10 protein-coding genes are annotated in these 13,064 nt (G+C 74.3%); 7 read left to right on the top strand and 3 right to left on the bottom strand.

The features are described from left to right. Nucleotides 1-163: 163 nt before the first annotated feature. Nucleotides 164-1,123, bottom strand: coding sequence for a GlxA family transcriptional regulator (locus BUE43_RS20250; protein WP_073485532.1), 960 nt, complete (start codon nt 1,121-1,123; stop codon nt 164-166). A gap of 99 nt (nt 1,124-1,222) precedes the next feature. Between BUE43_RS20250 and BUE43_RS20245 the strand changes: the two genes are divergently transcribed. Further along, the gene (locus BUE43_RS20245; protein ID WP_073485529.1) at nt 1,223-1,861 is read left to right on the top strand and encodes an HD domain-containing protein; all 639 of its coding nucleotides are present in this window, start codon (nt 1,223-1,225) and stop codon (nt 1,859-1,861) included. A 105-nt stretch (nt 1,862-1,966) separates the two neighbouring features. Here BUE43_RS20245 and ftsY read toward each other — a convergent pair whose 3' ends face one another. Beyond that, nucleotides 1,967-3,472, bottom strand: coding sequence for a signal recognition particle-docking protein FtsY (gene ftsY / locus BUE43_RS20240; RefSeq protein ID WP_073485527.1), 1,506 nt, complete (start codon nt 3,470-3,472; stop codon nt 1,967-1,969). Between the two features lie 149 nt (nt 3,473-3,621). On the opposite strand from ftsY, the gene BUE43_RS20235 reads away from it, so the two are divergent. The 6 genes from BUE43_RS20235 to BUE43_RS20210 all read left to right on the top strand — a co-directional run bounded on the left by BUE43_RS20235 (nt 3,622) and on the right by BUE43_RS20210 (nt 8,787). Further along, a complete protein-coding gene (locus tag BUE43_RS20235) occupies nt 3,622-4,836 on the top strand; it encodes an anhydro-N-acetylmuramic acid kinase (protein ID WP_073485525.1) in 1,215 nt (404 codons plus the stop codon). Nucleotides 4,837-4,848: 12 nt separating this feature from the next. Further along, entirely contained in the window at nt 4,849-6,411 is a 1,563-nt protein-coding gene (locus BUE43_RS20230; protein ID WP_083959861.1) for a sodium:solute symporter, read from the top strand. Between the two features lie 33 nt (nt 6,412-6,444). Beyond that, the gene (locus BUE43_RS20225) at nt 6,445-6,780 is read left to right on the top strand and encodes a GNAT family N-acetyltransferase (RefSeq protein ID WP_234995807.1); all 336 of its coding nucleotides are present in this window, start codon (nt 6,445-6,447) and stop codon (nt 6,778-6,780) included. Between the two features lie 274 nt (nt 6,781-7,054). Continuing rightward, nucleotides 7,055-7,402 carry a type VII secretion target gene (locus BUE43_RS20220; RefSeq protein ID WP_073485523.1) on the top strand — a complete coding sequence of 116 codons (348 nt, stop codon included), beginning with the start codon at nt 7,055-7,057 and terminating at the stop codon, nt 7,400-7,402. After that, nucleotides 7,402-8,334 carry a hypothetical protein gene (locus tag BUE43_RS20215; protein ID WP_073485521.1) on the top strand — a complete coding sequence of 311 codons (933 nt, stop codon included), beginning with the start codon at nt 7,402-7,404 and terminating at the stop codon, nt 8,332-8,334. Before BUE43_RS20220 ends, BUE43_RS20215 begins: the two co-directional genes overlap by 1 nt. 24 nt (nt 8,335-8,358) lie before the next feature. After that, entirely contained in the window at nt 8,359-8,787 is a 429-nt protein-coding gene (locus BUE43_RS20210) for a hypothetical protein (RefSeq protein WP_073485518.1), read from the top strand. Nucleotides 8,788-9,351: 564 nt separating this feature from the next. Here BUE43_RS20210 and smc read toward each other — a convergent pair. Further along, nucleotides 9,352-12,954 (bottom strand): chromosome segregation protein SMC, encoded by a 3,603-nt coding sequence (gene smc, locus BUE43_RS20205; protein ID WP_073485516.1) that lies wholly within the window; start codon nt 12,952-12,954, stop codon nt 9,352-9,354. Between the last annotated feature and the right edge of the window lie 110 nt (nt 12,955-13,064).

The raw sequence follows: 13,064 nt of genomic DNA, 5'->3' as shown, positions 1-13,064 counted from the left end.
GGCGGGCCACGCGCCGGGACCTGGCACGCAAGCCTCGGAGTGACGTGTTTCACCGGCCGACCGGCCACGTTTCCCGCCGGTGAACTTCCTGACCTGCGGTGTTACGCCTGGGTTGCGAAAACCTCACCGCGTGTCGTGGCCGGGGGCGGTGCCCGAGCGGGGCTCAGGGCGAGGGGGCGGTGGCGCGGAAGGCCTGCCGGTAGGCGCGGGGCGGGGTGCCCACCAGCCGCGCGAAGTGGTGCCGGAGGGTGGCCGGCGTGCCGAAGCCCGCCTCCTCGGCGATCCGGTCGACGGACAGGTCGGTGGTCTCCAGCAGTTGCTGGGCCCGGCGCACCCGGGCCCCGAGCAGCCAGCTCAGCGGGGAGCTGCCCGTCTGCTCGCGGAACCGCCGGCTCAGGCTGCGCACGCTGGTGCCGGCGTGCCGGGCGATGTCGACCAGCGTCAGCGGCTCCCGGAGGTGGGCCTCCAGCCAGGCGAGCGTGGGGTGCAGCGAGGCGGCCGGGTCGGCGGGGTCCGGGTGCCGGATGAACTGCGCCTGTCCCCCGTCGCGGTGCGGCGGCACCACGACCATCCGGGCCACCTCGGCGGCCAGGGACGCGCCGTGGTCGTTCCGCAGCAGGTGCAGGCACAGGTCGAGGCCGGCGGCCACCCCGGCGGAGGTGAGCACAGCGCCCTCGTCCACGAACAACACCGACGGGTCGACGTCGATCTCGGGGTGGCGGCGCGCCAGCTCGGCCGCGTACTTCCAGTGGGTGGTGGCCCGTCGACCGTCGAGCAGCCCCGTGCGGGCGAGGTCGAAGGCGCCGGTGCAGATGGCGGCGACGCGCGCGCCGCGCTCGGCCGCCGCGCGCAGGGCGGTCAGCACCGCCGGCGGCGGCTCCTCCAGGAAGCCGGCGCGGGCCGGCACGACGACCGTGTCGGCGGTCGCGAGAGCGTCCAGCCCCCACGGCGCGCGCAGCGCGAAGTGGGTGGCGGCGGTGCTGATCTCGGCGTCGTCGGCGGCGCAGACCCGCACCTCGTAGGGGGCGCCGGCGACCATCGCGGCGGTGCCGAAGACCAGGCACGGGGTGGTGAGCTCGAACCCGACGACCCCGTCCAGGGCCAGCACGGCGACCACGGTCATGGCCAGATGTTATCGATCATTGGTGTTCTGGCCACTGTTTCTCCGCCTCGCCCGCGACCGAGGATCACCACGAGACCCGAACGAGCGAGGAGAACCGCCGTGTCCGACCCGTACGAGACCTTCCACCTGCCGGAGAGCGAGATCAGCCGCGCCGCCTTCCGGTTCGCCGCGGAGATCGAGTCGCCCGCCGTGTTCCACCACAGCGTGCGCAGCTACCTGTTCGGCAGGGAGCTGGGCAGGGCGCGGGGGCTGGAGGTCGACGACGAGCTGCTGTTCCTCGGCTGCGTGCTGCACGACGTGGGCCTGTCCGAGGCCGGCGACGGCGACCAGCGGTTCGAGGTCGACGGCGCCGACCTGGCCGCGTCGCTGCTGCGCGAGCACGGCGTCCCCGAGGAGCGGGTCGAGGTCGTCTGGGACGCGATCGCCCTGCACACCAGCCCCGGGATCGCCTCCCGGAAGCGCCCGGAGATCGCCCTCGCGCACGCGGGCACCGGGGCCGACGTCCTGGGCCTGCACGCCGACCAGCTGCCCGGGGACCTGGTGGAGCGGGCGTTCGCGGTGTTCCCCCGCCTCGACCTGGGTCGGGTGATCACTGACGAGATCGTCCGGCAGGCGGTCGCGAACCCGGCGAAGGCTCCCTTCGCGAGCTTCCCCGCCGTGCTGCTGGCCGATCGCGGGCTCGCGCCCGAGCAGCCGAGCTGGGACCAGCTCGTCTCGGCCGTCCCGTGGCGGGACTGACGGCCTGACGAACCTCCGGCGGTCAGCTGGGCGGCAGAGCCCGAAACGCCGTGGCGCCGGCGGGGACCGGGTCCCCGCCGGCGCCACGGCCGCACTGCGAAGGGGTCAGGAGAGCAGGGCGTCCACGAAGGCGGCCGGCTCGAACGGGGCCAGGTCGTCCGGCCCCTCGCCCAGGCCGACCAGCTTCACCGGCACGCCCAGCTCGCGCTGGACCTGGAAGACGATGCCGCCCTTGGCGGTGCCGTCCAGCTTGGTCAGCACGATGCCGGTGACGTCGACCACGTCGGAGAACACCCGCGCCTGCGTCAGGCCGTTCTGGCCGGTGGTGGCGTCGAGCACGAGCAGCACCTCGTCCACCTCGGCCTGCTTCTCGACCACGCGCTTGACCTTGCCCAGCTCGTCCATCAGGCCGGTCTTGGTGTGCAGGCGGCCGGCGGTGTCCACCAGCACGGCGTCGACGTGGGTCTGCACGCCGCGCTTGACGGCGTCGAAGGCCACGGCCGCCGGGTCGGCGCCCTCGGCGCCGCGCACGACCTCGGCGCCGACCCGCTCGGCCCAGGTGGCGAGCTGGTCGGCGGCGGCGGCGCGGAAGGTGTCGGCCGCGCCGAGGAGCACCTCCCGGCCGTCGGCCACCAGGACGCGGGCCAGCTTGCCGGTGGTCGTGGTCTTGCCGGTGCCGTTGACGCCGACGACCAGGACCACGGCCGGCTTGCCGTCGTGCGGCAACGCGCGCACGGCGCGGTCCATCCCCGGGTGCAGCGCGTCGATCAGCACGTCCCGCAGCACCTGGCGGGCCTGGCCCGGGGTGCGCACGCCGCGGGCGGCGATCTCGGTGCGCAGCGCCTCGGTGATCTCCATCGTGGTGGCCGCGCCCAGGTCGGCCATCAGCAGGGTGTCCTCGACCTCGGTCCAGGAGTCCTCGTCCAGGTCACCGGCGCCGAGCAGGCCGAGCAGGCCCTGGCCCAGGGCGCCGCGGGACCGGGAGAGCCGGCCGCGCAGCCGCTCCAGCCGGCCGGCCGTCGGCTCGATCTCCTCGGCGACCTTCGCCGGAGCCTTCTCGGGGGCCTTCTCCGGCTCGGGAGCCTTTTCGGGAGCCTTTTCCGGGGCCTTCTCGGGGGTCACCTCGACCCCGGGCTCCGCCGGTGCGGGCCGCTCGGGGGCGACCGGCTCGCGCGGCGGGGCCTCCGTCGGGATCTCGGTCGCGGCCTCGGCCTCCGCCGGCCGGGCCTCGGGGCGCGGCGCGGGCAGCTCCGGCTCCTCGACCACCGGCGTGGTCTGCTCGGGCAGGGTCACGTCGACGATGCCGCGCCGGGGGGTGTCCCTCGGCACCGCGGCGTCGTCGCCGACCCCGGGCTCGCCGTCGACCTCGGTGCGGTCCCGGATTGGGTGCGGGGGTGTCTCGGGTGGGGCGGGCGCGGTGGTCGCGCCGCCCGGCGACAGGCTGATCCCGCCGCCGGCGCGGTAGCCACCGCCCTTGGGGGCGGCCGGTCGTCGCTCGGCGGCGGTCAGCCTGATGCGTCGGCGGCGGGCGAGCACCACGCCGGTGACGAGCGCGACCAACAGCACCGCGGCGACGACCGCGCCGATCCAGATCAGCGTCGAAGTGGACACACCGCCATCCTCGCATCTGGCGCGGCCCGCGCCGCGCACCCAGGCGGCGCCCCCGTGACGTCAGATTGTGACCACTTATGCCAACATTCGGGTAGTTATTCACAAGGACTCTTGCCAGGTCCGCGCCCTGTGCCGTAGACCACAGCGCTGTGCCCCGATCACGCGTCCTCGGCCTGCTGTCCGGAACGTCGGTCGACGCGATCGACGTCGCGGCGGCCGAGTTCCACCTGGTCGGGGATTTGCTGGAGCTGACGCCGCTGGGCTCGCTGGCCGTGCCGCACCCCGAGGGGCTGCGGGAGGAGATGCTCGCCGCCCTGCTCCCCGCACCGTCCGCGCCGTCCGTACCGTCCGTGCCGTTCTCGGCCCGTCGGCTGTGCGAGCTGGACACCCGGCTGGGCCTGGCCTTCGCCGCGGCGGCGGCCAGGGGCCTGGCCGAGCTGGCCGACGGCGCGGCCGACGTGGTGGCCTCGCTGGGCCAGACCCTCCACCACTGGGTGGAGGACGGCCGGTGCCTCGGCACGCTGCAACTCGGCCAACCGGCGTGGATCGCCGAGGCCACCGGCCTGCCGGTCGTGGCCGACCTGCGCGCCCGCGACGTCGCGGCGGGCGGGCAGGGCGCGCCGCTGGCCGCGGCCCTGGACGACCTGTGGTTACGGGACCACGCCCCGGCCGTCGCGCTGAACCTCGGCGGCATCGCCAACATCACCGCCGTCGGCCGGGACGGGGCCACCGCGGCCTACGACACGGGCCCGGCGAACGCGCTGCTCGACGCGGCCTGCCAGTGGCTGAGCGGGGGCGCGGCCACGCGGGACACCGACGGCGCCACGGCCGCCGCCGGGGACGTCCGGGGTGACCTGCTCGCCCGACTCCTCGCCGACCCCTACTACGCCCTGCCGCCGCCCAAGTCGACCGGCAAGGAGCGCTTCCACCTCGGGCACCTGCGCGCCGCGCTGGCCGGCCTGCCCACCGTCCGGGCCCAGGACCTGCTGGCCACCCTCACCGAGCTGACCGCGGTCACCGTCGCCGACGCCTGCCGCCGGCACGACGCCCGGCTCGTCGTGGCGTCCGGCGGCGGGGTGCGCAACCCCGCGCTGCTGCGCGCCCTGCGCCGTCGGCTCGCCCCCGCCGAGCTCCGGGTCAGCGACGAGCTGGGCCTGCCGGCCGACGCCAAGGAGGCCTACCTCGCCGCCCTGCTCGGCTTCCTCACCTGGCACGGTCTGCCGGGGAACCTGCCGGCCGCCACCGGCGCCGACGGCCCCAGGGTGCTCGGCTCGGTCACGCCCGGCCGTCGCCCGGCCCGCCAGCCCACCCCGGCCGCCCGCGCCCCCATCAGGCTGCGCCTCGCTCCCCCGACCAGCCGCTGAGCAGGAGGAACCGTGCACGCGCTCGACCTGATCGTGATCGTCGTCTACCTGCTGGCCGCACCCGTCCTCGGCATCGTCCTCGGCGGGCGGCAGAAGTCGGCGAACGACTTCTTCGTCAGCGACCGGGACCTGTCGTGGTGGGTGGTGTGCTTCGCGATCGTCGCCACCGAGACCAGCACGCTGACCGTGATCAGCATCCCGGCGACGGCCTACCTCGGCTCGTTCACCTTCCTGGCGCTGGCGGCGGGCTACGTGGTCGGCCGGATCGTGGTGTCCCTCGTGCTGCTGCCCCGGTACTTCGCCGGCGAGCTGGTCACCGCGTACGCCTTCCTCGGCCGGCGGTTCGGGCCGGTCCTGCAGGGGACCGCGTCGGCGACCTTCCTGGTCACCCGGCTGCTCGCCGACGGCGTCCGGCTGTTCGCCACCGCCATCCCGATCAAGGTGATGCTGGCGGCCTACGGCGTCCCGGTCGAGTACTGGCACATCGTGCTGGTGATCAGCGTCGTCACGATCGTCTACACCTACCTCGGCGGGACCAGGGCCGTCATCTGGGTCGACGCCGTGCAGATGCTGCTGTACGTGGTCGGCGCGCTGGTCGCGGTCGCGGTGCTGGCCGGCCGGCTGCCCGAGGGCTGGCTCGGCCGGGCGGTGGAGGCGGGCAAGTTCGAGCTGTTCGACACCGGCAACCCGTTGACCAACGAGTACTCGCTGGTGGTCGCGGTGCTCGGCGGCGCGTTCCTCTCCATGGCCTCGCACGGGGCCGACCAGCTCATCGTGCAGCGCCTGCTGGCCTGCCGGAGCCTGCGGGAGGGGCAGCGCGCCCTGGTCACCAGCGGTGTCGTGGTGTTCCTGCAGTTCGCGTTGTTCCTGCTGATCGGGACGATGCTGTGGTCGTTCTACCGGGGCGCGGCGCCGAGCGCGCTGGGCCTGACCAAGCCGGACGAGCTGTTCCCGACCTTCATCATCCACGAGCTGCCGCCGGGGGTGTCCGGTCTGCTCATCGCCGGCATCCTGGCCGCTGCCATGACCTCGTCGCTGAACTCGCTGGCGACCTCGACCGTGACCGACATCTACCTGAAGTTCAGCCGGCGGACGCTGAGCGACGGCGCGGTGCTGCGCCAGGCCAAGGTGTGGACCCTGGTGTGGGGCGTGGTCCTGTTCGGTTTCGCGTCGATGTTCACCAACTACAACGACCCGGTGGTGAAGCTGGGGCTCAGCGTCACCGGCTACACCTACGGCGCCCTGCTCGGCGCGTTCCTGCTGGGTCTGCTCGTGCGGCGGGCGACCCAGGCGGACGCGGTGGCGGCGTTCGTGGTCACCGTCGCGGTGATGGCGGTCGTGATCCTCGTCCCGAGGTTCCCGGCGGCCGACGGGAAGGAGGTCGCGCTGGCCTTCCCGTGGTACACCCCGCTCGGGGTGGCGGTGACCCTGCTGGTGGGCGGTCTGCTCGCGGTCCGTCACCGGGGCACGCCGGGCCGGGCGGACGAGGTGGCCGCGCCGGCGGGGCGGGCCGACGGCGAGGAGGCCGCGGCCAGCCCCAGGAATGGCGGTCCCGGCACGGCCGTTGCACCGTGAACGGGGCCCGTCCCTCCGCGGAGGGCGGGACCGGTGGACCGGGAGGAGGCCGTGGTGGACGTGGTGGTGACCGACTCTGCCGAGCGGGCCCGTTTCGAGGCGCACGTCGACGGCCGGATCGCCGGCTTCGCCCAGTACGTCAGGCTCGGGAACAAGCTCCTGTTCACCCACGTGGAGGTGGGTGAGGAGTTCGCCGGCTCCGGGGTGGCCAGCACGATCACCAGGCACGCCCTGGACGCGGCCCGCGCGGCGGGCCGGGCCGTCCGGCCGCTGTGCCCGTTCGTCGCCGCGTGGATCGGCCGCCACCCCGACTACCTGGACCTGGTGGACCCGGTCGACCGGGACCGGGTCACCGAGACCACCCGCTGACGTCACGCGGCTGGCTGACCCACGGAAGTGGTGTGCCCGGCCAGCCGCGTCGTCCCGGGCCTTGGCCGCCCTTGACGCCGTCCTGACGCTCCCGCCCTGGTCTCCGCGGTCGGCTCCGGCCGGCCGCCGCCCGGCCGGTTGACCAGGACAATCACGCGCCGTGACCCATGTGACCCGGGCATTCCCCAATTCGGACGAATCCGGGGGAACCACCGCCTGATCCACTCCGTCGGACCTCCCAACACATCAAGGTCGCGTCAAGACGGAGGACGGCGTGTCAGAGCACTTCAGGGTCGTGCCCGACGAACTACGGGGATATTCGGAGCTGCTCAAGCGGAACTCCGAGCACTTCCTGGCCATCCGCGACTACGCCGAGGAGAAGGGCGGCGACACCAGCGGGTTCACCGGGGTGCTCTCGCTGCTCCACCCGGCCGTGACCGGCGTGGCGAACCTCTACGGCATGACGCTCGAGTTCGCCAACGAGCGGCTGACCAAGGTCGCGGCCTCGCTGGAGGCGGCGGCCGGCGGCTACGAGCGGGCCGACCGGACCGGCCAGCAGCGGGCCGACGAGATCCACACCATGCTGGAGAGCGCCCGCGCCGTCCCGGGGGGTAACGCCTGATGACCGCCTACGCCGACGTCGAGGACCCGCGCTCAGCGCTCAAGGAGCCGGAGGCCAAGGACCGCCCCGGCAACCAGACCTCCGAAGAAATGATCAAGGCGGCCGGCTGGCGGCTGCGCGGCGTCAACTGGGTCTACGAGAAGATCGCCGGCGAGGACCTGATCGAGGCGCTGATCACCCCGCTGGTCGGCGACTTCGAGAAGATCGACAAGAACGCCGCCGCGTGGGACAACGTGGCCGCCGCGCTGGACTCGGTGCGGCACAACCTCAACGAGGGCCTCAAGCAGCTTGACCCGAACTGGGAGGGCTCGGCCGCCCAGTCCTTCGAGCGGCACATCCAGGTGCTGTGGACGGTCGCCATCGAGGCCGACTCGCAGATCGCCCGGATGATCGGCAACAAGTTCCAGTCCGTGGCCAACAGCTGCCGCACCGCCGTCAAGGTCGCGCTGTTCCTGCTGGACAAGCTGATCGACATCCTGATCAAGGCCGCGATCAAGGCGTGCATCCCCGGCCCCGGCTGGGCGGCCGCGGTGACGCTGGTCTACGACGCGATCAACATCGTCGACGACGTCCGGAAGCTGATCAACAGCATCGAGATGATCATCGACGGGATCAAGGGCATGGTCGAGGGCGTCAAGGCCATGGGCACCGCGCTGATGAAGCTCAAGGACGTCCGCGACCTCAACGACGCCGCCGACGTGCTCGACGACTTCCAGGACGGCCAGCAGACCTACCAGGACGGCGCGAAGGCGGCCAAGTCGGGCGCGCTCGGCGCGGCGATGGCCGGGTACAAACTGGGCAAGCACACCAGGGGCGCCCGGCAGAGCTACGGGACGGCGCGGGACTCGTTCGGCAACTCGGCCAACACGGCGGGCGCCGGCGCGGCCGGTGGCGGCGGCGCCGGTGGTGGCGGCGGTGGCGGCGGAAACTGACCCGGAGCGACGAGGAGCACTGACGTGTCCAACCCCCTTGAGAACCCCCAGCTCCAGGAGCTGCAGGCCGAGCTCGACCGCCGGTTGGCCGACCTGGACAGCATGGCGAAGGAGCTGAGCGAGCGCGCCCGGCCCTCGGCCGAGGTGACCGCCGAGGACATCGCGGAGATGGAGCGCTTCGCCCGCAGCGACAAGGCGCCCCAGGAGCTGCGCGAGCTCCAGAAGCGCGTCGACGAGGGCGAGCTGTCCTGGCAGGACCTGGCCGAGGGCCGGGGCTGGGACGACGAGCGCGTGCAGAAGGCGCTGTCGTCGGGGCTCGGCGACCTCCAGCGCGCCTACCTCCAGATCCAGGAGGGCGCGGACCTGGACGAGGTGATCGCCGCCGGCCAGCCCCGGCCGGTGTCGGGTCGTCCGGACGACGACGATGACGACGGCGACTCGTACCTGGTGTGAGCGTTCGCCGGAGGGGCGGAGGTTCCTCGCCGGGGCCGAACCCGGGACCGAACCCGGGCTGGGACCGGGCTGGGACCGGGCTGGGACCGGGCTGGGACCGCGCCGGGCGGCGCCGCCCGGCGCTGGTCGGGGCGGCGTTCCCCGGCGCCGCGACTCGCCCGGCCGCCGGCGTCCGCTGACGTGTCGTCGCTCGGCTGGCGGATTTCTCCGGCCCACGTCCCCCGATGTGGTGATCGCCGCCGTCGTTCCGTCAGACCCGCGTGAGACGTTCTGGAGTGGGGGGTTGCCCCCTAGGAAACTCTGGAGAGGGCACAGGAAATACGTGGGCCGGCGGTGGGCGGCGCGGGGCAGCGGCGGGCGACAGGCGGCGTTAGTCCACAGTGGACTGATACTGCGGCGAGGAGCACGGGGCCGTGGGGCCACACTGGAAGATGTGGCTCCACGGCCCCGCCGGTTCGGGAAAACCGGCCCGCGCCAAGCAGGTCCAGATGCCCACGCCAGGGCTGAAGTCCACAAAGGACTGACACTGTCCACAAGGGGCTGACTGTCGACGCCCGGCCGGGATCAGCGGCCGCGCAGGCGCTGCGAGATGACCGCGGAGATGCCGTCGCCCCGCATGCTCACGCCGTACAACGCGTCGGCGATCTCCATCGTCGGCTTCTGGTGGGTGATGATGATCAGCTGCGAGGTCTCCCGCAGCTCCTCCAGCAGCCCGATCAGCCGGCGCAGGTTGGTGTCGTCCAGCGCCGCCTCGACCTCGTCCATCACGTAGAACGGCGACGGCCGGGCCCGGAAGATCGCCACCAGCATCGCGACCGCGGTCAGCGACTTCTCCCCGCCGGAGAGCAGCGACAGCCGCTTGACCTTCTTGCCCGGCGGCCGGGCCTCGACGTCCACGCCGGTGGTGAGCAGGTCGTCCGGGTCGGTGAGCAGCAGCCGGCCCTCGCCGCCGGGGAACAGGGTCCGGAAGACCACCTCGAACTCGCGCGCGACGTCCTCGAAGGCGGAGCCGAACAGCTCCAGGATCTTCTCGTCGACCTCCTTGACCACGGTGAGCAGGTCGCGCCGGCTCGCCTTGAGGTCCTCCAACTGCGTGGAGAGGAACTTGTAGCGCTCCTCCAGGGCGGCGAACTCCTCCAGCGCCAGCGGGTTGACCTTGCCCAGCAGCGACAGGTCCCGCTCGGCGCGCTTGGCCCGCCGCTCCTGGGTCGCCCGGTCGTAGGGCACCGGCTGCGGGGCGGTGACCTGCTCGCCGCGCTCCTTCGCCGCCTCGTACTCGGCCAGCTCGCCGGGGCTCGGCGGCACCGGGACGGTGGGGCCGTACTCGGCGACCAGGTCGTCCAGGCCGATCCCGTGGTCGTCGCCGATCCTGGTCTCCAGCTGTTCGATGCGCAGCCGCTGCTCTGCCCGCAGCACCTCGTCGCGGTGCACGGCGTCGGTGAGCTTCTCCAGTTCGGTGGACAGCTCGCGGACCCGGGCCCGCACCTTGGCCAGCGCCTCCTCGTGCTCGGTGCGCCGGCGCTGCGCCTCGTCCCGCTCCTCGGTCGCCCTGACCAGCGACAACGCGATGCGGCCCAGCGCGGTCTCACCGCCGGCGACGACCGCGTGGGCGACGGCGGCGCCCCTGGCCCTGGTCCGCCGGGCCCGCTCGGCGCGCTCCCTGGCCTCGCGCTCGGCGCGGGCGGCCCTGCGCAGTTGGTCGGCCCTGCCCTGGAGGGAGCGGTGGCGCTCCTCGGCGGTGCGCAGCGCGAGCCGCGCCTCCACCTCCTCCTGGCGGGCCACGGCGAGCCGGCTGGCGATCTCGTCCCGCTCCTCGGTGTCCGGCTCGTCCTCGGCCGACTGCTCGGAGTGGGCGGCCGCGAGCCGCTCCTCCAGCTCGGCGAGCCGGGCCAGCGCCTCCTCGCGGGCCTGCTCGACCCGGACCCGCTGCCGGGTCAGGCGCTCCACCTCGTTCTCGGCGGAGCGGGCGGCCTGGTCGAGCCGGGCCAGCCGCTCGGCGCCGCGCGCCCTGCGCACCCGCGCGTCGTTGACCGCCTCCTGCGCGGCGGCGACCGCGGCGCGGCGTTCCTTCTCCTCGGCGCGGGCGCCGGTCAGGGCGGCCGACGCCTGCTCGCACCGCCGTTCGGCGGCGGTCAGCGCCTCCTCCGCCTCGTCGACGGCGGCCTGGACCTCGATGACGCTCTGGCTGCGGCTCGACCCGCCGACCGCCCAGTCCGCGCCGAGCACGTCGCCGTCCACGGTCACGGCCCGCACGCCGTCGTGCGCGGCGACCAGCGCCCGCGCCGCCGCGAGGTCGTCGACGACGGCGAGCCGGTCCAGGGCCCGGCCCAGGGCGGGGCGCAGCTCGCGGGGCGCGCGGACCAGGTCGACGGCCCACCGCGCGCCGGCGGGCAGCGCCGGCCAGCCGGCCCGCCGGGCGCTGTCGGCGGCAGCGTCCACACCGGCGGTGTCGGCGCCGACGAGCAGGCCGGCCCGTCCGGCGTCGTCGGCCTTGAGCAGCTCCAGGGCGGCGAGCGCGGCGTCCGGGTCGGCGACGGCGACGGCGTCGGCGATCGCGCCCAGCGCCGCGGCCAGCGCGACCTCCGCGCCGGGCTCGACGGTGAGCAGGGCGGCCACCGAGCCGAGCAGGCCGGGCAGCCGGGCGCCGGCGGCCAGCAGCGCGCCGGCGCCGTCCCTGCGGGTCAGCCCGAGCGACAGCGCGTCCACCCGCGCCCGCCAGGAGGCGATCTCCTTCTCGGCCGCGCGCTCCGCCGCGACCAGCTCCTCCACCCTGGCCCTCGCCTGCCGGTGCGCCTCGTCGGCGGCCGCGCGCCGCTCGTCGAGGTCGAGCCCGCCCTCGTCCTCGGCGGTGCTGGCGGCGCTCGCCTCCTCGTGCTCGAGGCGGGCCCGTTCGGCGCGGTCGGCGGCCTCGGCCAGCGCCGCGGACATCCGCTCGATCTCCTCGGCCCCGGCCTCCGTCTTGCTGCGCAGCGCGTCGACCTGGCCGGAGAGCCTGGCCAGGCCCTCTCGCCGGTCGGCGACGGCCCGGACCGCGGCCAGGTGCGCCCGCTCGGCGGCCTTGAGCGACTCCTCCAGCTCGGCGCGGGTCTCGGCGGCCTCGGCCAGCGCCTCCCTGGCCACGGCCACGCCCTCGGCCAGCTCCGCCTCCTGGCCGGCGGCCAGTTCGGCCTCGGCGTCGAGCTGGTCCGGGTCGCGGCCGCCCCTGGGCTGCTCGACCTCGGCGGACAGGTGCCTGGCCCGCTCGGCGGCCAGCCGCACGGTGCCGCGCAGCCGCTCCTCCAGCGCGGACAGCCGGTACCAGGTGTCCTGCGCCCCGGCCAGCCGGGGCGCGTCCGCGGCGACCTGCTCCTCCAGCGCGTTCTGCTCGGCCTGACCGAGTTGCAGCGCCCGTTCGACCTCGCCGCGCCGCGCCCGGGCGGCGGCCTCGTCGGCCTCGTCCCGCGCCAGGTCGGCGCGCGCGGTCACCAGGTCGTCGGCGAGCAGGCGCAGCCGGGCGTCCCGCAGCTCGGCCTGCACCTGCTGGGCCCGGCGGGCGATCTCGGCCTGCTTGCCCAGCGGTTTGAGCTGGCGGCGCAGCTCGGCGGTGAGGTCGGTGAGCCGGGTGAGGTTGGCCTGCATCGCGTCCAGCTTCCGCAGCGCCTTCTCCTTGCGCTTGCGGTGCTTGAGGACGCCGGCGGCCTCCTCGACGAACGCGCGGCGCTCCTCGGGTTTGGCCTGCAGGATGTCGGCGAGCTGGCCCTGGCCGACGATGACGTGCATCTCCCTGCCGATGCCGGAGTCGCTCAGCAGCTCCTGGATGTCCAGCAGCCGGCAGCTGTTGCCGTTGATCTCGTACTCGCTGGCGCCGTCCCGGAACATCCGCCGGGTGATCGACACCTCGGTGTAGTCGATGGGCAGGGCGCCGTCGGAGTTGTCGACGGTGAGGGTGACCTCGGCCCGGCCCAGCGGCTGCCGGCCGGCGGTGCCGGCGAAGATCACGTCCTCCATCTTGCCGCCCCGCAGGGCCTTCGCGCCCTGCTCGCCCATCACCCAGGCCAGCGCGTCCAGCACGTTGGACTTGCCGGAGCCGTTGGGGCCGACCACGCAGGTGATGCCCGGCTCGAAGCGCAGCGTGGTGCTGGAGGCGAAGGACTTGAAGCCCTTGAGGGTCAGGCTCTTCAGGTGCACGGCGGGGCGGCCTCCCGGCTCACGGTCTCGTTCTCGCCGGCGTCGCGTCTCCTCCAGCGGGACACCCACACCTGGGGCTACCGGTCTGGGAGAGGGTACTGGGTGGGGCC

The organism is Streptoalloteichus hindustanus (assembly GCF_900129375.1).
Classification (GTDB): domain Bacteria; phylum Actinomycetota; class Actinomycetes; order Mycobacteriales; family Pseudonocardiaceae; genus Streptoalloteichus; species Streptoalloteichus hindustanus.
The sequence above is the reverse complement of the archived record's forward strand: the minus strand, read 5'-3'. Positions and strand labels throughout refer to the sequence as shown.

Coding starts and splice junctions, on each gene's coding strand:
- BUE43_RS20250 (WP_073485532.1), bottom strand. CDS start 1,123: ATGACCGTGGTCGCCGTGCTGGCCCTGGACGGGGTCGTCGGGTTCGAG.
- BUE43_RS20215 (WP_073485521.1), top strand. CDS start 7,402: ATGACCGCCTACGCCGACGTCGAGGACCCGCGCTCAGCGCTCAAGGAG.